18 protein-coding genes are annotated in these 19233 nt (G+C 71.1%); all 18 read left to right on the top strand.

What is annotated here, in order from left to right:
• The first annotated feature begins 111 nt into the window (after window positions 1-111).
• The 18 genes from argS to AC54T1_RS12080 all read left to right on the top strand — a co-directional run bounded on the left by argS (window position 112) and on the right by AC54T1_RS12080 (window position 19154).
• Window positions 112-1806, top strand: coding sequence for an arginine--tRNA ligase (gene argS, locus AC54T1_RS12165; RefSeq protein ID WP_496912101.1), 1695 nt, complete (start codon window positions 112-114; stop codon window positions 1804-1806).
• 22 nt (window positions 1807-1828) lie between these two features.
• A complete protein-coding gene (lysA, locus tag AC54T1_RS12160; RefSeq protein WP_496912162.1) occupies window positions 1829-3196 on the top strand; it encodes a diaminopimelate decarboxylase in 1368 nt (455 codons plus the stop codon).
• A 79-nt stretch (window positions 3197-3275) separates the two neighbouring features.
• A complete protein-coding gene (locus tag AC54T1_RS12155; protein WP_496912100.1) occupies window positions 3276-4577 on the top strand; it encodes a homoserine dehydrogenase in 1302 nt (433 codons plus the stop codon).
• A complete protein-coding gene (gene thrC / locus AC54T1_RS12150; protein WP_484346002.1) occupies window positions 4577-5647 on the top strand; it encodes a threonine synthase in 1071 nt (356 codons plus the stop codon). Before AC54T1_RS12155 ends, thrC begins: the two co-directional genes overlap by 1 nt.
• Before the next feature lie 11 nt (window positions 5648-5658).
• Window positions 5659-6576 carry a homoserine kinase gene (gene thrB, locus AC54T1_RS12145; protein WP_484346003.1) on the top strand — a complete coding sequence of 306 codons (918 nt, stop codon included), beginning with the start codon at window positions 5659-5661 and terminating at the stop codon, window positions 6574-6576.
• Window positions 6577-6904: 328 nt separating this feature from the next.
• A complete protein-coding gene (gene rho, locus AC54T1_RS12140; RefSeq protein ID WP_496912099.1) occupies window positions 6905-9061 on the top strand; it encodes a transcription termination factor Rho in 2157 nt (718 codons plus the stop codon).
• Between the two features lie 133 nt (window positions 9062-9194).
• A complete protein-coding gene (gene rpmE / locus AC54T1_RS12135; RefSeq protein WP_484346005.1) occupies window positions 9195-9413 on the top strand; it encodes a 50S ribosomal protein L31 in 219 nt (72 codons plus the stop codon).
• Between the two features lie 135 nt (window positions 9414-9548).
• Entirely contained in the window at window positions 9549-10634 is a 1086-nt protein-coding gene (gene prfA / locus AC54T1_RS12130) for a peptide chain release factor 1 (protein WP_484346006.1), read from the top strand.
• Between the two features lie 6 nt (window positions 10635-10640).
• A complete protein-coding gene (gene prmC, locus AC54T1_RS12125) occupies window positions 10641-11531 on the top strand; it encodes a peptide chain release factor N(5)-glutamine methyltransferase (protein WP_496912098.1) in 891 nt (296 codons plus the stop codon).
• On the top strand, window positions 11528-12208 hold the full coding sequence (locus AC54T1_RS12120) for an L-threonylcarbamoyladenylate synthase (protein ID WP_496912097.1): 681 nt from the start codon (window positions 11528-11530) through the stop codon (window positions 12206-12208). The genes prmC and AC54T1_RS12120 overlap by 4 nt, the downstream gene beginning before the upstream one ends.
• On the top strand, window positions 12205-13332 hold the full coding sequence (locus AC54T1_RS12115) for an MraY family glycosyltransferase (protein ID WP_484346009.1): 1128 nt from the start codon (window positions 12205-12207) through the stop codon (window positions 13330-13332). The genes AC54T1_RS12120 and AC54T1_RS12115 overlap by 4 nt, the downstream gene beginning before the upstream one ends.
• Window positions 13329-13802 (top strand): Cg1360 family ATP-synthase-associated protein, encoded by a 474-nt coding sequence (locus tag AC54T1_RS12110; protein ID WP_484346010.1) that lies wholly within the window; start codon window positions 13329-13331, stop codon window positions 13800-13802. Before AC54T1_RS12115 ends, AC54T1_RS12110 begins: the two co-directional genes overlap by 4 nt.
• Before the next feature lie 182 nt (window positions 13803-13984).
• Window positions 13985-14779, top strand: coding sequence for a F0F1 ATP synthase subunit A (atpB, locus tag AC54T1_RS12105; RefSeq protein WP_484346011.1), 795 nt, complete (start codon window positions 13985-13987; stop codon window positions 14777-14779).
• Window positions 14780-14888: 109 nt separating this feature from the next.
• The gene (gene atpE, locus AC54T1_RS12100; protein ID WP_484346012.1) at window positions 14889-15131 is read left to right on the top strand and encodes a F0F1 ATP synthase subunit C; all 243 of its coding nucleotides are present in this window, start codon (window positions 14889-14891) and stop codon (window positions 15129-15131) included.
• Window positions 15131-15715: a F0F1 ATP synthase subunit B gene (locus AC54T1_RS12095; RefSeq protein ID WP_484346013.1), complete on the top strand. Its 585-nt coding sequence runs from the start codon at window positions 15131-15133 to the stop codon at window positions 15713-15715. The genes atpE and AC54T1_RS12095 overlap by 1 nt, the downstream gene beginning before the upstream one ends.
• Entirely contained in the window at window positions 15715-16530 is an 816-nt protein-coding gene (locus tag AC54T1_RS12090; RefSeq protein ID WP_484346014.1) for a F0F1 ATP synthase subunit delta, read from the top strand. The genes AC54T1_RS12095 and AC54T1_RS12090 overlap by 1 nt, the downstream gene beginning before the upstream one ends.
• An 85-nt stretch (window positions 16531-16615) precedes the next feature.
• Complete coding sequence (atpA, locus tag AC54T1_RS12085) at window positions 16616-18247, top strand: F0F1 ATP synthase subunit alpha (RefSeq protein WP_484346015.1); 1632 nt, start codon at window positions 16616-16618, stop codon at window positions 18245-18247.
• A gap of 4 nt (window positions 18248-18251) precedes the next feature.
• Entirely contained in the window at window positions 18252-19154 is a 903-nt protein-coding gene (locus tag AC54T1_RS12080; RefSeq protein ID WP_484346016.1) for a F0F1 ATP synthase subunit gamma, read from the top strand.
• Window positions 19155-19233: the final 79 nt, after the last annotated feature.

Below are 19233 nucleotides of genomic sequence, written 5' to 3'. Positions count from 1 at the left end.
ACATTACCAGCACCTCGGGACCGTGTTCACGCGGGACGCCCCGGCGGTGCGCCCAGCGGTCGCGGCCCGCACCGGGCCGGACGTCGATGCGCCTGTCGCTAGACTCGGGGAGTGACCCCCAACGAGCTCTCCACCGTACTGAGCGCTGCCCTCGCCGCCGCTGTCGCGGACGGCACCCTCGCGCTCGATCCCGCCGACCTTCCCACCGAGGTCCGGGTGGAGCGACCGCGTCAGCGCGAGCACGGTGACTGGGCGACGAACGTCGCCCTGCAGCTCGCCAAGAAGGCGGGAGTCCCGCCGCGTCAGGTCGCCGAGAACCTCGCCGCGCGCCTCGCGGGCAGCGACGGGATCCGTTCCGTCGACGTCGCGGGTCCCGGCTTCCTCAACATCACGCTCGACGCCGCTGCCGCGGGTGAGCTCGCTCGGACGATCGTCGAGCAGGGAGAACGGTACGGGCGCGGCGACGCGGAGGCCGGCAAGCGGGTGAACCTCGAGTTCGTCTCGGCGAACCCGACCGGCCCCATCCACATCGGTGGTGTCCGCTGGGCCGCGGTCGGCGACTCCCTCGCGCGCGTGCTCCAGGCGGCGGGCGCCGAGGTGACCCGTGAGTACTACTTCAACGACCACGGCGCGCAGATCGACAGGTTCGCCCGGTCGCTCCTCGCCCGCGCGAAGGGCGAGGACGCCCCCGAGGACGGCTACGGCGGGCAGTACATCCAGGACATCGCCGACGCGGTGCTCGCCCAGGTGGCAGCCGACGGTGGCCCGGACCCGCTGACGCTCCCGGAGGCGGAGGCCCAGGAGGTGTTCCGGTCGATCGGCGTCGAGCGCATGTTCGGCGAGATCAAGGCCGCGCTGCACGGCTTCGGTGTCGACTTCGACGTCTACTTCCACGAGGACTCGCTCCACGAGTCCGGCGCTGTCGAGCGCGCCGTCGCCCGGCTGCGCGAGGCGGGCCACATCTACGAGAAGGACGGCGCCACGTGGTTGCGCACGACGGACTTCGGCGACGACAAGGACCGCGTCGTCATCAAGTCCGACGGCGAGGCCGCGTACATCGCGGCGGACATCGCCTACTACCTCGACAAGCGCGAGCGCGGGGCGACGGACGTCATCATGATGCTCGGCGCCGACCACCACGGGTACGTCGCACGGCTCATGGCCGTGTGCGCGGCGTTCGGCGACACCCCCGGTGAGCACCTGCAGATCCTCATCGGACAGATGGTCAACCTGCTCAAGGACGGCCAGCCGCTGCGCATGAGCAAGCGGGCGGGCACCGTCGTCACGCTCGAGGACCTCGTCGAGGCCGTCGGCGTCGACGCCGCGCGGTACTCCCTCGTGCGCTCGTCCACGGACTCGAGCCTCGACATCGACCTCGACCTCCTGGCGCGTGCCACGAACGACAACCCGGTCTTCTACGTGCAGTACGCCCACGCGCGCACCGCGAACGTCGCGCGCAACGCCGCGGACCACGGCGTCGCACGCACGGCCGCTGACGGCACGGACGCCTTCGACCCGTCGCTGCTCGTCGACCCCACCGAGGCCGCGCTCCTCGGGGCGCTCACCGAGTTCCCCCGCGTGATCGCGCAGGCCGCGGAGCTGCGTGAGCCGCACCGGGTCGCGCGGTACCTCGAGGCGCTCGCCGGTGACTACCACAAGTGGTACGGCGCGTGCCGCGTGACGCCCGTGGGCGACGAGGACGTCACCGACACCCACCGGGCTCGTCTGTGGCTCAACGACGCGACGCGTCAGGTGCTCGCCAACGGCCTGAGCCTCCTGGGCGTCAGTGCACCTGAGCGGATGTGAGCGGCAGGTGACGCAGCAGAGCATGCCCGCGGCCGGCCCGACCGACCTCGACGCGTCCGTCTGGCCGCTCACGGCCGCGATCCACGACGGCGCGCTCCAGCTCGCCGGCCTCGACGTCCGAGAGGTTGCCGCCGAGCACGGCACCCCGGCGTTCCTCCTCGACGAGCAGGCGTTCCACGAGCGCGCCCGGATGTTCCAGGACGCCTTCGGCGAGGCGTTCGGTGCCATCGGCAGCGAGGTCGACGTCTACTACGCGGGGAAGTCGTTCCTCTCCGTCGCCGTCGCCCGGTGGGCGCACGAGGACGGGCTGCGCGTCGACACGTGCACCGGCGGGGAGCTCGCCGTCGCCCTGCGCGCAGGCGTCCCCGGGCCGGCGATCGGGCTGCACGGGAACAACAAGTCCGACGACGAGCTGCGGCGCGCCATCGAGCACCGCGTGGGACGGATCGTCGTCGACTCCTTCGCAGAGATCGACCGGGTCGCGGAGCTCGCACGCGCGGCCGGCCGGTCCGCGGCGGACCGCGTGCCGGTCATGGTGCGGGTCACCACCGGTATCCACGCAGGCGGCCACGAGTTCATCTCGACGGCTCACGAGGACCAGAAGTTCGGCATCTCGCTCGCCGGCGGAAAGGCCCTCGAGGCCCTGTCGGCCGTGCTGGACCACCCTGAGCTGGAGCTGCTCGGCGCGCACACGCACATCGGGTCGCAGATCCAGGACCCGGCGGCGTTCGAGGTCAACACGCGGGTCATGCTCGTCCTGCGGGAGGACCTGCGTGCCGCGACGGGGTACCTCCTGCCCGAGCTCGACCTCGGTGGCGGGTACGGCATCGCGTACGTCCCGGGTGAGATCCCCATCGACGTCCCCCTGCTCGCCCGCCAGCTCGCGGCCGTCATGGCGGACGTGTGCGCCGAGCTCGGCACGACCGCGCCGCGTGTCTCGATCGAGCCCGGCCGCGCGATCGTCGGCCCGACGACCGTCACCCTCTACACGGTCGGCGTCGTCAAGCCGGTGACGCTCGACGACGGGAGCGTGCGTACGTACGTCGCGGTGGACGGCGGCATGAGCGACAACATCCGGCCCGCTCTCTACGGCGCGCAGTACACCGCCCGCCTCGTCAACCGACCGGGTTCCGCCGAGACGGTCCGGGCACGGGTCGTCGGCAAGCACTGCGAGAGCGGCGACATCGTCATCGGCGACGTGCAGCTCCCTGCGGACGTGGCCCCCGGTGACCTGCTCGCCGTGCCCGCCACCGGTGCCTACGGGCGTTCCATGGCCTCGAACTACAACCACGTCCTGCGCCCGCCCGTGGTGGCGCTGCGCGACGGTTCGGCACGCGTGATCGTGCGCCGGGAGACCGAGGACGACCTGCTCGCGCTCGACGTGGGCTGACGTCCGGGGACCCGCTCGCGGCTGCGTATCCTGGGACGACTCCTGACCCAGCTCGAATCGATCGAAGGGTGGCCAACCTGTGCCTGCACCAACAGTGCTTCGTGTCGCACTGCTCGGATGCGGTGTCGTCGGGACGGAGGTCGTGCGCCTGCTCGTGGAGCAGGCCGACGACCTCGCGGCGCGCGTCGGCGCGCGGCTCGAGCTCGTGGGGATCGCGGTGCGCGACGTCGCGTCGGAGCGTGACGCGGTCGTCGACCGCACGCTCCTCACGCAGGACGCCGAGGACCTGGTGGCCCGTGCGGACATCGTCATCGAGGTCATGGGCGGCATCGAGCCGGCGCGCTCGCTGATCCTGCGCGCGATCGCTGCCGGGGCGTCGGTGGTGACCGCGAACAAGGCGCTGCTCGCCGAGGACGGGCCCACCCTCTACCGGGCGGCCGACGAGGCCGGGGTCGACGTGTACTACGAGGCGGCGGTCGCGGGTGCGATCCCGATCGTCCGCCCGGTCCGTGAGTCCCTCGCGGGTGACCGTGTGCAGCGTGTGCTGGGCATCGTCAACGGCACGACGAACTACGTCCTCGACCAGATGACGACGCTCGGTCTCGACCTCGACACGGCCGTGCGCCAGGCCCAGGAGCTCGGGTACGCGGAAGCCGACCCCACGGCCGACGTGGAGGGCTTCGACGCCGCGGCGAAGGCAGCGATCCTCGCGTCGCTGGCCTTCCACACGCGGGTGACCCTCGACGACGTGAGCCGCGAGGGCATCACGGCGATCACCGCCGACGACGTCAGCTGGGCGACGAGCACCGGCCACGTCATCAAGCTCCTCGCGATCTGCGAGGTCACGGCCGAGGGGGTGTCCGCACGCGTCCACCCCGCGCTCGTACCGCTCAGCCATCCGCTCGCCGGCGTGCACGGGGCGTTCAACGCCGTCTTCATCGAGGCCGAGGCTGCCGGGGAGCTCATGTTCTACGGGCGCGGCGCCGGTGGCGCGCCGACGGCGTCCGCGGTCCTCGGAGACGTCGTGTCCGTCGCGCGGCACCGCGTGCTGGGCAGCAAGGGTCCCGCCGAGTCCAGCTACGCGGAGCTCGCGATCGCACCGGCCGCGTCGGCGACCACCCGCTACCAGGTGCGGATCGCTGTCGCCGACCGGCCCGGCGTGCTCGCGCAGGTGGCGCGGGTCGTCGCCGAGCACGGCGTGTCCATCGAGGCCGTCCGCCAGGCGCCGCAGCCCGCGGCGCCCGGGAGCGACGGGACGGCACACCTGGTCATCACGACCCACAGCGCGCCGGAGGCTGCGCTCGTCGCGACCGTGGCCGCGATCGCCGACCTGGACGCCGTCCAGGACGTCACGTCCGTTCTGAGAGTCGAGGGAGCCTGATGGCCCACGTGTGGCAGGGAATCATCCGCGAGTATGCAGCGCTGCTGCCCGCACACCTCAAGACCCACGTCGTGACCCTCGGCGAGGGCGGCACACCCCTCGTCCCGGCTCCCGCGCTCAGCGCGCTCACGGGTGCTGACGTCTTCCTCAAGGTCGAGGGAATGAACCCGACCGGGTCGTTCAAGGACCGCGGCATGACGACCGCCATCTCGGCGGCGGCGCACAAGGGCGCCAAGGTCGTCGTCTGCGCGTCGACGGGCAACACCTCCGCATCCGCCGCGGCGTACGCGACCGCAGCGGGTATGACGTGCGCCGTGCTCGTCCCGGACGGCAAGATCGCGCTCGGCAAGCTCAGCCAGGCCATCGCGCACGGCGCCAAGCTCCTCCAGGTCGACGGCAACTTCGACGACTGCCTCGTGGCCGCCCGCAAGCTCGCGGACTCCTACCCGGTGGAGCTCGTCAACTCCGTCAACCCCGACCGCATCGAGGGACAGAAGACCGGGTCCTTCGAGGTCGTCGACGTCCTGGGCGATGCTCCGACGATCCACGCGCTGCCCGTGGGCAACGCCGGCAACATCACGGCGTACTGGAAGGGGTACACGGAGTACCTGGCCGCTGGCGTCTCGACGCGACTGCCCCAGATGTGGGGGTTCCAGGCCGCCGGTGCTGCCCCGATCGTCGCCGGGCACCCGATCACGGAGCCGGAGACGATCGCGACGGCGATCCGCATCGGCAACCCGGCCTCGTGGTCGCAGGCCGAGGAGGCGCGGGACACCTCGGGCGGTGTCATCGAGGCGGTCACCGACGAGGAGATCCTTGCGGCCCACCGCCTCCTGTCGTCCCAGGTCGGGGTGTTCGTCGAACCGGCGTCGGCGGCAGGTGTCGCCGGGATCCTCTCGCGTGCGCGGCGGGGCCTCGTGCCCGCCGGGGCCCGCATCGTCGTCACGGTGACGGGTCACGGTCTCAAGGACCCGCAGTGGGCGCTCAAGGGCGCGGACGGCATCGAGGTGGTCCCGCAGCGTGTGACGGCGGACGTCGTCTCGATCGCTGACGCCCTCGAGCTCGTCTGACCGGGCGTCCCGTGCAGCTGGGAGCGGACCACGTCCGCGTGCACGTTCCGGCGACGAGCGCCAACCTCGGCCCGGGCTTCGACGCCCTCGGTCTCGCGCTCGCGCACCACGACGTCGTCGAGGTGCGCGCTGTCGCCGACGACCGCGTCCGCGTCGAGGTCGTCGGCGAGGGCGCGGGGGAGGTGCCCGACGACGAGGGGCACCTCGTCGTCCGCGCGCTGCGGATGGCGCTCGACCATGTCGGAGCGCCGATCACCGGGCTGCGCCTGACGTGCACCAACGCCATCCCGCACGGGCGCGGCATGGGGTCGTCGGCGGCCGCGGCGGTCGCCGGGCTCCTCGCCGCACGTGGGCTCGTCGCGGACCCCGCGGCTCTCGACGACGAGACGGTCCTCGCCCTGGCCACGGAGCTCGAGGGGCACCCGGACAACGCGGCCCCAGCCATCCTCGGCGGTGCGACGGTCGCCTGGACGGAAGGCCGGCCGCGGGCCGCTCGCCTGCAGGTCCACGACGAGGTCGTGCCCCTGCTCGTGGTACCCACCGCCAGGCTGTCGACGCACGCAGCGCGGGGCGTGCTGCCCGCGACGGTGCCGCACGCCGACGCGGCGTTCAACGCCGGGCGTGCCGCGCTGCTCGTCCATGCCCTGGCGCACGAGCCGGCGCTGCTGTTCGACGCGACCGAGGACCGTCTCCACCAGGAGCAGCGGTCGGCGGTCATGTCCGCGTCCTGGGAACTCGTGCAGGGGTTGCGGTCGCACGGGCTGGCCGCTGCCGTCTCCGGTGCCGGACCGACGGTCCTCGTGCTCGGGCGCACCGGCGCGCGTGCCGTCGAGGACGCGGCGGTCGACGAGCTCATCGGTGGCTCAGGCGCCTGGCGGGCCCTGCGCCCAGGCGTGGAGCAGCGCGGCGGGTTCGTCGAGCGGCTCTGATCGTCCCGGCTCGGGGACTCTTCCGGAGAAGCCCGCGGTGCTATAGTGGCGAGAGTTTCTCGCAGGGCCGGCTGTCGCCGGCCGACAGCGCGCCTCTGACAGCCGTGAAGAACCGACCCACCGTTCGTCGTCGATCGATCTGATCGCGGACACGGGGGATGCGGTCTGGGCAGGCGATGCGAGTTTCCATCCGAACCGCGTCAGCTGACGTCATCTCTCCTCGACGTGGCGCGTTCGTACTGCGTCCCGGCCGCCTCAGTGCCGGACGTCGACCGCCCGTGGCCCGTCGTTCCCGACGTGAGGCCATGACGAGGGGGAAGGGTCCTTCGTGACAGAAACCATCGAGACCACGTCGAACAGCTCCGCTGCCGGTGGCTCAGCCCGGGCCGGTGCGATCTCCGCGCTGCGCCTCCCGGAGCTCCAGGCGCTCGCCTCGCAGCTCGGGGTCAAGGGCACGTCGAAGATGCGCAAGAGTGACCTCGTCGACGCGATCAAGAGCACCCAGGGAGCGGGAAGCCGACCCGCTGCAGCCGTCATCGTCGACGATGCCGTCGGCGCGTCCGAGGGCGGTCGGCGGGCGACCCGCTCCGCCCGGGCCCCGCGCGTCTCGGAGCCCGCTGACAGCGGATCCACCACCACCAGCGCGCCCGTCGCATCGACGACGGACGGCCGCACCGACGGTGCGCCGGAGCAGCAGCCCGAGACTCCCGAGCGCGGCGACGGTGCCGCGCGCCGGGAGCGCGGGCGCCGCGACATCCGTCTCGCAGCGGGTGAGACGGCGGACGAGCGTGCCGCCCGTGCGGCGGCAGCCGTCGTCGACGTCACCCTCCCGGACCAGCGCTCGCAGCGTGAGCGCGGGTCCCGTCGCGCGGCCCGGGGCGCCGGCGCGCCGCAGGACCTCGTGGCCGGGATCGTTCCCGACGTCGCCGTCGAGCAGGGACGCCCGGCACGTGGCGCCGCCGACGACGCTCCGCAGGGTGCGGGCGACACTGCCGACGCGTCGGCCCACCCGTCCGGTGAGCAGCGGGAGTCGCGCCGTCAGCGCAACGAGCAGCGTCAGAGCGAGCGTTCGGGCGGCGAGCCGCGTCAGAACGAGCGTCCGGCGGGCGAGCCGCGTCAGAACGAGCGGCCCGACGACGACGACGAGCGTGGGGGCCGGCGTCGCCGGGGCCGCGACCGCTACCGCGACCGGGCCAGCGAGCGCCCGGGCGCCGAGCGCGTCAACGAGCGCAAGCGCGGGCGCAACCGGTCGAGCGCGAGCGACGCTGCAAGCTTCGAGGACATCGAGGTGCGCGAGGACGACGTCCTGCTCCCCGTCGCGGGGATCCTCGACATCCTCGACAACTACGCGTTCGTCCGCACGAGCGGGTACCTGCCCGGGGCCAACGACGTGTACGTCTCCCTCAACCAGGTGAAGAAGTCCGGTCTGCGACGGGGCGACGCCGTGACGGGAGTCGTCCGCCAGCTCCGGGACGGCGACACGAGTGGTCAGGCCACGGCGAACCGCCAGAAGTACAACGCGCTCGTGCGGCTCGACACGATCAACGGCATGGCTCCTGACGAGGCACGTGGCCGCGCCGACTTCTCGAAGCTCACGCCCCTGTACCCCCAGGAGCGCCTGCGCCTGGAGACCCCGGAGGCCACCCGCCTCACGCCCCGCGTCATCGACATCGTCGCCCCGATCGGCAAGGGCCAGCGTGGTCTCATCGTCGCCCCGCCCAAGGCGGGCAAGACGATCATCATGCAGCAGATCGCCAACGCGATCACGGCCAACAACCCCGAGGTGCACCTCATGGTCGTGCTCGTGGACGAGCGCCCCGAGGAGGTCACGGACATGGAGCGGACCGTCAAGGGCGAGGTCATCGCCTCGACGTTCGACCGCCCCGCGTCCGACCACACGATCGTCGCCGAGCTCGCCATCGAGCGTGCGAAGCGGCTCGTCGAGCTCGGTCAGGACGTCGTCGTGCTGCTCGACTCGCTCACCCGCCTCTCGCGGGCCTACAACCTCGCGGCCCCCGCGTCCGGGCGCATCCTCTCCGGTGGTGTGGACGCGTCCGCGCTCTACCCACCGAAGAGGTTCTTCGGTGCAGCGCGCAACATCGAGAACGGTGGGTCGTTGACCATCCTCGCCTCGGCGCTCGTCGAGACCGGCTCGAAGATGGACGAGGTGATCTTCGAGGAGTTCAAGGGGACGGGCAACATGGAGCTGCGGCTCGCCCGCTCCCTCGCGGACAAGCGCATCTTCCCGGCGGTCGACGTCAACGCGTCGGGCACGCGCCGCGAGGAGATCCTCATGGGCCAGGACGAGCTCCGCGTGACCTACAAGCTCCGCCGGGTCATGGGTGCGCTCGACCAGCAGCAGGCGATCGAGCTGCTGCTCGGCAAGCTCAAGCAGACGAAGTCCAACGCCGAGTTCCTCATGCAGGTCCAGAAGACCACGCCGAACGGACTCGTCGACGACGAGAACGCCGGCCGCACCGTCTGACCCGCTCGACCGGACGTCGGAGGGGGCGGGAAGTTTCCTGCCCTCCTCGGTGTTCTGGCATACTGTCCCGTCGGCTTCTGGTTCACGGGGACTGTCCGTCCCCGACCCAGGCCATATCCCAAGGAGAAGCACCGTGAAGGCTGAGATCCACCCCGAGTACGTCGAGACGACCGTGACCTGCACCTGTGGCAACTCGTTCGTCACCCGCAGCACGCAGACCTCCGGGCGTATCTCGTCCGACGTCTGCAGTGCCTGCCACCCGTTCTACACGGGCAAGCAGAAGATCCTCGACACCGGTGGCCGCGTCGCCCGGTTCGAGGCTCGCTACGGCAAGAAGGCCGCGAGCAACTAGTACCTCAGCAGCGCCGGTGGGCGTACGTCGACAACCTCTCCAGGGGCAGCCGACGTGCGGCCCGCCGGCGCTGTCGTCGTCCTACCGCCGGGCGCCCAGCCCGCGGCGCACCCGAACCAGGAAGCTGACCACGCCATGAGTGAGTCATTCGCGGCGGTCGAGCCGCTCCTCGCCGAGCACGCGGAGATCGAAGCGCAGCTCGCCGACCCCGCCATCCACGCGGACCCGGCGCGAGCGCGTGCGCTCGGCCGGCGGTACGCGGAGCTCGGACAGGTGGTCGCGGCGTACCGGGGCTGGCGGGAGAGCGTCGACGACGCCGGCGCCGCGGCCGAGCTCGCGGCGGAGGACGCGTCGTTCGCGGCCGAGCTGCCCGAGCTGCGCGCGGCGGCGGACGCGGCTGCCGAGAAGTTGCGTCGTGTGCTCGTGCCGCGCGACCCGGACGACGGGCGCGACGTCATCCTCGAGATCAAGGCGGGGGAGGGCGGCGACGAGTCGGCGCTCTTCGCGGGCGACCTCCTGCGGATGTACCTGCGGTATGCCGAACGGCGAGGCTGGAAGACCGAGATCATCGCGGCGACGGAGTCGGACCTCGGCGGGTACAAGGACGTCCAGGTCGCGGTCAAGGCGCGGGGGACCGTGGCGCCCGAGGACGGCGCCTGGGCCAACCTCAAGTACGAGGGCGGCGTCCACCGTGTCCAGCGCGTTCCCGTCACCGAGTCCCAGGGCCGGATCCACACCTCCGCGGTGGGCGTTCTCGTCTACCCCGAGGTCGAGGACGCGGGGGAGCTCGAGATCGACCAGAACGACCTGCGCATCGACGTGTACCGCTCCTCGGGGCCCGGCGGCCAGTCCGTGAACACGACCGACTCCGCGGTGCGCATCACCCACCTGCCCTCCGGGATCGTCGTGTCGATGCAGAACGAGAAGTCCCAGCTGCAGAACCGCGAGCAGGCGATGCGCGTGCTGCGCGCACGGCTGCTCGCGGCGCGGCAGGAGGCGGAGGCGGCAGCGGCCAACGACATCCGCCGCTCACAGGTGCGCACGGTGGACAGGTCAGAGCGGATCCGCACGTACAACTACCCCGAGAACCGCATCGCCGACCACCGGACCGGCTACAAGTCCTACAACCTCGACCAGGTCCTCGACGGCGACCTCGAGCCGGTCGTCCGGTCGGCGATCGAGGCGGACGAGGCGGCGCGTCTCGCAGCCGCCGGGAGCTGACGGTCGATGGACCTGCTCACCGCCGCTGCGCGGCAGCTCTCGACCGCCGGGATCGAGTCCGCCCGGGTCGACGCAGAGCTGCTCCTCGCGCACGTCGCGGGGACCGACCGGGCCGAGGTGGTCCGTCGCGCGCTGCTCGGGCGTGAGCTCCTCTCCCCGCCCGACGTCCAGCGGTATCGGGAGCTCGTCGCCCGGCGCGCGGCCCGCGAACCGTTGCAGCACCTCACCGGGCGCGCAGCCTTCCGCCACCTCGACCTGGTCGTCGGGCCTGGCGTGTTCGTCCCGCGCCCGGAGACCGAGGCGGTGGCACAGGTGGCGATCGACGAGGCCGCCCGGTTGCGCGCCGCCGGGACGGCGCCGGTCGTCGTCGACCTCTGCACCGGCTCCGCCGCCATCGCCCTGGCCGTCGCGACCGAGGTGCCCGGCGCGCGTGTCCACGCCGTCGAGCTCGATGCGGCGGCGCACGCCTGGGCGGAGCGCAACGTCGCCGCCCACGGGGGAGCGGTGGAGCTCGTTCGCGGGGACGCCCGGACCGCGCTGCCGGCCCTCGCCGGCACGTGCGACGTCGTCGTGTCGAACCCGCCCTACGTCCCGCCCGGCGCGGTCCCGCGCGATCCCGAGGTGGCCGAGCACGACCCCGCGGTCGCGCTGTACGGGCTCGGTCCCGACGGGCTCGAGGTCCCCCGCGGCGTGACGGCAGCGGCCGGACGGCTCCTGCGTGCGGGCGGTCTCTACGTCATGGAGCATGCGGAGTCGCAGGCGGAACCCGCCCGCCGCATGGTCACGGCGTCGGGCATGTTCGGGCCGCCGACCACGCTTCTCGACCTCACGGGCAGGCCGCGCATGGTCGTCGCCCGTCGGACCCCGCCCGCAACCGTGGAAGACTCGATGACGTGAGCACGTCCAGCATCCGACCCGCACTCGACCCGGCAACCTGGGGCCCGGCCCTCGACGAGGCCGTCCACGTCCTGACGCAGGGCGGTCTCGTCGTCCTGCCGACCGACACGGTGTACGGCATCGGTGCGGACGCCTTCCGGCCCGACGCGGTCACCGCCCTGCTGGCCGCGAAGGGACGCGGTCGGCAGATGCCGCCGCCCGTCCTCGTCGGATCTCCGGCGACCCTCGACGCCCTGGCCACGGACGTCCCGGACGCGGCACGCGCGCTGGCCGAACGCTTCTGGCCAGGTGCCCTGACGATCATCCTGCGCTCGCAGCCGTCCCTCGCCTGGGACCTCGGTGAGACCTTCGGCACCGTGGCCCTGCGCATGCCGGACCACCCGGTCGCGCTCGCGCTGCTCGCGCGGACCGGGCCGCTCGCGGTCTCCAGCGCGAACCGCACGGGACGCCCCGCCGCGACGACGGCAGCGGACGCCCACGAGCAGCTCGGCGGAGCCGTGCGCGTGTTCCTCGACGCTGGTGAGGCACCGGGTGGTGTGGCGTCGTCGATCGTCGACGCCACCGGCCCGGAGCTGCGGCTCGTGCGGGCGGGCGCCCTGAGCCTCGAGGCGCTCCGCGAGGTGGCCGACGTCCAGCCACCGCAGACCGCGCCGCCATCGGGGGGAGCGGCCCGGTGAGGGTCTACCTCCTCGTCATGCTCGTGGCCGCGGCGGTGACCTTTCTGCTCACGCCGTTCGCGCGCTGGTTGGCGATCCGGACCGGCGCCGTGACGGCAGTGCGGGCGCGCGACGTCCACGTCATCCCGACCCCGCGGCTCGGTGGTGTCGCCATGCTCCTGGGGTTCGCGGTCGCGCTCGTCTTCGCATCGCGGACGCCGTTCCTCGACGGCGTCTTCGCCGCGTCCGACACCGTCTGGGTGGTGCTGGGCGCGGGAGCCCTCGTCTGTCTGCTCGGCGTCGCCGACGACATCTGGGACCTCGACTGGATGACCAAGCTCGTGGGGCAGGTGCTCGCCGCGGGCCTCATGGCCTGGCAGGGCGTCCAGCTCATCACGTTGCCGGTCGGCGGCCTGACGATCGGCTCGAGCCGGTTGTCGCTCTTCGCGACGGTGCTCGTCGTCGTCGTCGCGATGAACGCCGTGAACTTCGTCGACGGTCTGGACGGCCTGGCCGCAGGCATGATCGCGATCGGAGGCACCGCGTTCTTCGTCTATACGTACCTGCTCACCCGCGCCGACTCGGGGCCCGCCGACTACTCGAGCCTGGCGGCAGTGATCATCGCGGCGCTCGTGGGAGCGTGCATCGGGTTCCTCCCGCACAACCTCCATCCCTCGCGGATCTTCATGGGGGACTCGGGCTCGATGTTCATCGGGCTGACCCTCGCGGCAGCGTCCATCGTCGTGACGGGCCAGATCGACCCCGAGAACGCATCGAGCGGGCAGCGGCTGCCAGCGTTCATCCCGATCCTCCTGCCGACCGCCGTGCTGCTCCTCCCGCTGCTCGACATGGGCCTGGCGGTGGTCCGACGCCTCCTCGCGGGCAAGTCACCGTTCCACCCCGACCGGATGCACCTGCACCACCGGCTGCTCGAGCTCGGGCACTCCCACACCCGCGCCGTGATCATCATGTACCTGTGGAGCGCCGTCTTCGCGTTCGGCGCCGCGGCGCTCGTCGTGGCCGCGTGGCGGGACGTCGTCGTCGGTCTGGCCGTCGCGGTGCTCGTCGCGCTCCTGCTCACCCTCGGCCCCCTGCGTGGACGCACCAGGAAGGCCGCCCACCAACCTCAAGGACAGAACCGATGACCTCGCCCGACGACCGTGTGCCCACCGGCGCCCCCGACGACCTCCCCGCCTTGCCCGTCGTCCCCCCGCACGTGACGAAGGAGATCTTCCGTTCCGCGCTGCGAGCGACCCTCCTCCTCCTCGTGGTCGTCGCCGTCGTCGGTGTCGGCGTCGGCTACCTCGTCGCGGGGACCGCTGGGGTGTGGGGCGCCCTCATGGGCGTGGGGATCACGCTCCTGTTCTCCGGGACGACCATCTGGTCGATGCTCTACACGGCGGACAAGAGCCCGTCGACGACGATGGCGGTCGTCATGGGGGCGTGGCTCGCCAAGATGGTCGTGCTCATCGCGATCCTCGCGACCGTGGGCCAGATGGACTTCTTCCACCGCCCCGTCTTCGCCATCATCGTGCTCGTCGGCGTCGTGGGGTCCGCGGCACTCGACATGTACGCCGTCGCGAAGGGTCGGGAGCCCTACACGAGGGCGGTCTGACCCGCCGCTCCGGGGCCTCTGGGCGCCGGCTCCACGGTGGTCCACAGGCCCGACCACGCCCCCGCATGGGTTAGGATTCATGCGATCCATGACGGACAGGTCCACCGCAGGCGAGCACGCGAAGCAGCGTCCGCATACACGACCACGACGACCGGGAGTTTGCTCTGTCCACCAACGCGACGATGACCCAGCTCGCCGCCGCCGGTGAGGACGGCGGATTCCATCCTCCGTCGATCTCCGAGTTCTTTCCGGCGCCCATCCTCTTCGACGGCACGATCCTCGAGTTCAACCGGATCATGCTCGTCCGCGTCATCGCGGCCGTCGTGCTCATCTGGCTGTTCGTCCTCGCGGCGCGCAAGGCCAAGCTCGTCCCCGGGCGCGGCCAGAACATGGCGGAGATGGGGCTCGACTTCGTCCGCGTGAGCATCGCCAAGGAGATCCTCGGCGACAACGCGCGGCGCTACGTGCCCATGCTCACGACGCTCTTCTTCGCGATCCTCGCGTTCAACATCACAGGTGTCGTGCCCTTCCTCAACATCGCCAGCACGTCGCTGTTCGGGCTCCCGATCATGATGGCGCTGTGGGTGTACGTCGTGTACCTCGCCTCCGGCGTCCAGAAGTTCGGGCTGGGCGGATACCTCAAGGCGAACCTGTTCCCCCCCGGGGTCCCGTGGTTCCTCTACTTCCTCATCACGCCGATCGAGATCCTTCAGGTCTTCGTCTTCCGGCCGGCGACGCTCGCGCTGCGACTCACGGCCAACATGATCGCCGGGCACCTGCTGCTCGTCCTGTGCTTCGGCGCGACGCACTTCTTCTTCTTCGAGGCTGCAGGTGCGCTCAAGGCGATGGGAGTCGTCTCCCTCGTCGCAGGCCTCGGGTTCACGCTCTTCGAAATCCTCGTCGCGGTCCTGCAGGCCTACGTCTTCACCCTGCTCGCCGCGGTCTACATCTCCATGGCGGTGGAGGAGGAGCACTGAGCCGCTCGGCTCCCGCTCGCCTCGCCGCCGTCCCCAGCGTGCGCCCCAACCACGCATAGCACGTCTCACACGACGCCCCGACGGGGCGCCCAACGGAAGGATCACCCCAGTGGACACCACGACCACTCTCGCCGAGCTCACCGGTAACATCAACACGATCGGTTACGGTCTCGGTACGCTCGGCCCGGGCATCGGCCTCGGTATCCTCATCGGCAAGACCGTCGAGGGCATGGCCCGCCAGCCTGAGGTCGCCGGCCAGCTCCGGACCACGATGTTCATCGGTGTGGCGTTCGTCGAGCTCCTCGCCCTCCTCGGGATCGTCGCCGGCTTCCTCTTCCCGGCCGCCAGCTGATGTCAGCCCTGAACGCAGCCGGGATCGTTCTGGCCGCTTCCGAGGGCGACGAGGTAGAGGGCATCAACCTGTTCATCCCCGCGACCTACGACATCGTCTGGTCGACGGTCGTCCTCGTCGCCATCGCTCTGATGTTCTACAAGCTCGTCCTTCCGACGTTCACGCGGATCCTCGACGAGCGGACCGAGAAGATCGAGGGCGGGCTCAACAAGGCGGAGGCGGCGCAGGCCGAGGCCGACGCGCTGCTCGTGGAGTACAAGCAGCAGCTCACCGAGGCGCGATCTGAGGCTGCCCGGATCCGTGAGGACGCGCGCGCGGAGGCGACACAGATCGTCGCCGAGGCACGTGCGAAGGCCACGGACGAGGCGGGACGGATCTTCGAGACGTCCCAGCGTCAGATCGAGGCGGAGCGTCAGCAGGCAGCGATCTCGCTGCGCAACGACGTGGGTGCCCTGGCGACGCAGCTCGCGTCGAAGATCGTCGGGGAGTCCCTCGAGGACTCTGCCCGTCAGTCGCGCGTGGTCGACCGCTTCCTCGATGAGCTCGAGGCGTCGGCCATGACAGCAGCAGCGAAGGGGAAGTGATGCGCGGGACCAGCCAGGCGTCTCTCGAAGCCGCACAGGAACGGTTCGAGCCGGTCCTGGGTGCTCTCGGCCAGCAGGCGTACGCCGTCGGCGACCAGCTGTTCCTGGTCGTCGACGCGCTGGATGCGTCGGGCGCCCTGCGCCGGTCCCTCGCTGATCCGTCGCGGTCCGGGGAGGACAAGGCGCAGCTCGTGCGTGCAGTCCTCGCTGGCGGGTTCGACCCGCGCGCCGTCGAGACGGTCGAAGGTCTCGTGCGGTCGCGCTGGTCGTCCGAGCGGGATCTCGTCGACGCGATCGATCTGCTCGCGATCGACGCCTACCTCGCGTCGGCGCAGGCGCGTGGTGCGCTCGAAGAGGTCGAGGGCGAGCTGTTCGCGCTGACCCGTGCGCTCGTGGGTCACCAGGCTCTGCGGCAGGCGCTCTCGGACAGCTCGACCGACGCGGCCCGTCGGGTCGCGGTCGTCGACCAGCTGCTCGTCGGCAAGGCGGACGAGGTGACGATCGCCCTGTGCCGCCGCGCGACAGCACATCCACGTGGTGAGCGCTTCGTCCCCGCGCTCGGTCGCATCGGTGACATCGCTGCGGCCCGTCGCCAACGGCTCGTCGCCGCAGTCACCGTGGGCGCCGATCTCTCAGCAGCCCAGCGCAGCCGTCTCGAGGCGCTCCTCGCGGACGCCTACGGCTCGCAGGTGCAGCTGCACGTCACGGTCGACCCGGCGGTCCTCGGCGGTCTGCGCGTCCAGGTGGGCTCGGACGTCGTCGACTCGACGGTGCTGTCACGGCTCGCCGAGGCACGCCGGCGGCTGGCGAGCTGACCGACCCGCACGTACGCCGACGCGCTCGTCGGCACCCATGACAGAACGTTCGACCGCGACATGCGGCCACGACAGGAGATATGCAATGGCTGAGCTGACGATCCGGCCCGACGAGATTCGGGCCGCGCTGGACAGCTTCGTGAAGTCCTACACGCCTGAGAGCGTCGTCACCGAAGAGGTGGGCCGGGTCACCCTGGCCGGCGACGGCATCGCCCAGGTCGAGGGACTTCCGGGGGCAATGGCCAACGAGCTGTTGCGTTTCGAGGACGGCACGCTCGGGCTCGCCCTCAACCTCGACGTCCGGGAGATCGGTGTCGTCGTCCTTGGTGAGTTCACCGGCATCGAGGAGGGCCAGGTCGTGCGCCGCACGGGCGAGGTCCTGTCCGTCGCCGTGGGTGACGGGTACCTCGGCCGCGTCGTGGACCCGCTGGGTACCCCGATCGACGGGCTCGGCGAGGTCGCCACGTCCGGTCGCCGAGCCCTCGAGCTCCAGGCACCGGGCGTCATGGCCCGCAAGTCGGTGCACGAGCCGCTGCAGACCGGGCTCAAGGCCATCGACGCGATGATCCCGATCGGCCGTGGCCAGCGCCAGCTCATCATCGGTGACCGCCAGACCGGCAAGACCGCCATCGCGATCGACACGATCATCAACCAGAAGGCGAACTGGGAGACGGGCGACCCGAAGAAGCAGGTGCGCTGCATCTACGTCGCGATCGGTCAGAAGGGCTCGACGATCGCCGCCGTCCGCGGCGCCCTCGAAGAGGCCGGCGCGCTCGAGTACACGACGATCGTCGCAGCTCCTGCGTCCGACCCCGCGGGCTTCAAGTACCTCGCGCCGTACACCGGCTCGGCCATCGGCCAGCACTGGATGTACGAGGGCAAGCACGTCCTCATCGTGTTCGACGATCTGTCGAAGCAGGCCGAGGCCTACCGTGCCGTGTCGCTGCTGCTGCGTCGTCCGCCGGGCCGTGAGGCGTACCCCGGTGACGTGTTCTACCTGCACTCCCGTCTGCTCGAGCGTTGTGCCAAGCTCTCCGACGAGCTCGGTGCCGGATCGATGACGGGCCTCCCGCTCATCGAGACGAAGGCGAACGACGTCTCGGCGTACATCCCCACGAACGTCATCTCCATCACCGACGGCCAGATCTTCCTCCAGTCGGACCTCTTCAACGCCGACCAGCGGCCCGCGGTCGACGTCGGGATCTCCGTCTCGCGAGTCGGTGGATCTGCGCAGATCAAGGCGATGAAGAAGGTCTCCGGGACGCTCAAGCTCGACCTGGCCCAGTTCCGCTCGCTCGAGGCGTTCGCGATGTTCGCGTCCGACCTCGACGCCGCCTCGCGCGCCCAGCTCAACCGCGGTGCGCGCCTCCTCGAGCTGCTCAAGCAGCCGCAGTACTCGCCGTACCCGGTCGAGGACCAGGTCGCGTCCATCTGGGCGGGGACCAAGGGCAAGCTCGACGACGTGCCTGTCGAGGACGTCCGCCGGTTCGAGTCCGAGATGCTCGATCACCTGCGTCGCAACACCGAGGTGCTCTCGACGATCTCGTCGACGGGCAAGCTCGAGGACGCGACGGAGGCGGCGCTGACCGCTGCTGTCGACGACTTCCGTAACGGCTTCCTCAAGGGGGACGGCACGCCGCTCGTCGGCGGCGACGTCGCCGACGACGAGGCCGCGCCGGTCGAGCAGGAGCAGATCGTCCGACAGAAGAAGGCCTGAGTCCATGGCCGGAACCCAGCGCGTCTACAAGGCGCGCATCAAGTCGACACAGTCGCTGAAGAAGATCTTCCGCGCGATGGAGCTCATCGCGGCGTCGCGCATCGGCAAGGCGCGCGCCAAGGTGTCGGCCGCGGGTCCGTACTCGCGGGCCATCACGCACGCCGTGTCGGCCGTGGCGACCCACTCCAACGTCCAGCACCCGCTGACGTCGGAGCGGAGCGACACGAATCGTGTCGCAGTCCTCGTCGTCACGTCCGACCGCGGGATGGCGGGCGCGTACTCGGCGAGCGCCATCCGCGAGGCCGAGAAGCTCATCGAGCGCCTCGGCCGCGAGGGCAAGGAGGTCGACCTCTACCTGGCCGGCCGCCGCGCGGTGAGCTTCTACCAGTTCCGCGGACGCGAGATCACGCGGGCATGGACCGGAGCGTCCGACGCGCCGACGCCCGACGTGGCGGAGGAGATCGCGAGCGACCTGCTCGGCGCGTTCCTCGCGGAGGCCGAGGACGGCGGGGTAGCCGAGCTCCACGTCGTCTACACGCACTTCGTCAACATGGTCACGCAACGCCCGAGAGTGATCCGACTGCTTCCGCTGGAGGTCGTCGACGGGGTCGAGGCCGCCGAACCGGGCAGCAGCGCGCCGCTGCCGCTCTACGACTTCGAACCGTCACCGGAGGCGGTGCTCGACGCACTGCTCCCGATGTACGTGCGGAACAGGATCTTCAGCTGCCTCCTCGAAGCGGCCGCGTCGGAGCTCGCTGCACGGCAGCGAGCGATGCACACCGCCACGGAGAACGCGGAAGACCTCATCCGGATGTACACCCGTCTCGCGAACTCTGCTCGCCAGGCGGAGATCACCCAGGAGATCAGCGAGATCGTGTCGGGCGCCGACGCACTCGCCGCCTCCTGAACAGGAGCATGCCGACCGCGGACACCATCGCGGGACGCAGGCACCACACGACTACAGCTGCTGTCACACCCAGCACCAA

This window comes from Sanguibacter sp. Z41_6 (assembly GCF_059621145.1).
Note: the sequence above shows the minus strand (reverse complement) of the source record. Positions and strands in the feature narration are given on the sequence as shown.

What these genes read in the sequence shown, in the direction of transcription:
- lysA (WP_496912162.1), top strand. Translation starts at nt 1,829, where the DNA reads ATGCCCGCGGCCGGCCCGACCGACCTCGACGCGTCCGTCTGGCCGCTC.
- thrC (WP_484346002.1), top strand. Translation starts at nt 4,577, where the DNA reads ATGGCCCACGTGTGGCAGGGAATCATCCGCGAGTATGCAGCGCTGCTG.
- prfA (WP_484346006.1), top strand. Translation starts at nt 9,549, where the DNA reads ATGAGTGAGTCATTCGCGGCGGTCGAGCCGCTCCTCGCCGAGCACGCG.
- prmC (WP_496912098.1), top strand. Translation starts at nt 10,641, where the DNA reads ATGGACCTGCTCACCGCCGCTGCGCGGCAGCTCTCGACCGCCGGGATC.
- AC54T1_RS12110 (WP_484346010.1), top strand. Translation starts at nt 13,329, where the DNA reads ATGACCTCGCCCGACGACCGTGTGCCCACCGGCGCCCCCGACGACCTC.
- atpB (WP_484346011.1), top strand. Translation starts at nt 13,985, where the DNA reads ATGACCCAGCTCGCCGCCGCCGGTGAGGACGGCGGATTCCATCCTCCG.
- AC54T1_RS12095 (WP_484346013.1), top strand. Translation starts at nt 15,131, where the DNA reads ATGTCAGCCCTGAACGCAGCCGGGATCGTTCTGGCCGCTTCCGAGGGC.
- AC54T1_RS12090 (WP_484346014.1), top strand. Translation starts at nt 15,715, where the DNA reads ATGCGCGGGACCAGCCAGGCGTCTCTCGAAGCCGCACAGGAACGGTTC.
- atpA (WP_484346015.1), top strand. Translation starts at nt 16,616, where the DNA reads ATGGCTGAGCTGACGATCCGGCCCGACGAGATTCGGGCCGCGCTGGAC.
- AC54T1_RS12080 (WP_484346016.1), top strand. Translation starts at nt 18,252, where the DNA reads ATGGCCGGAACCCAGCGCGTCTACAAGGCGCGCATCAAGTCGACACAG.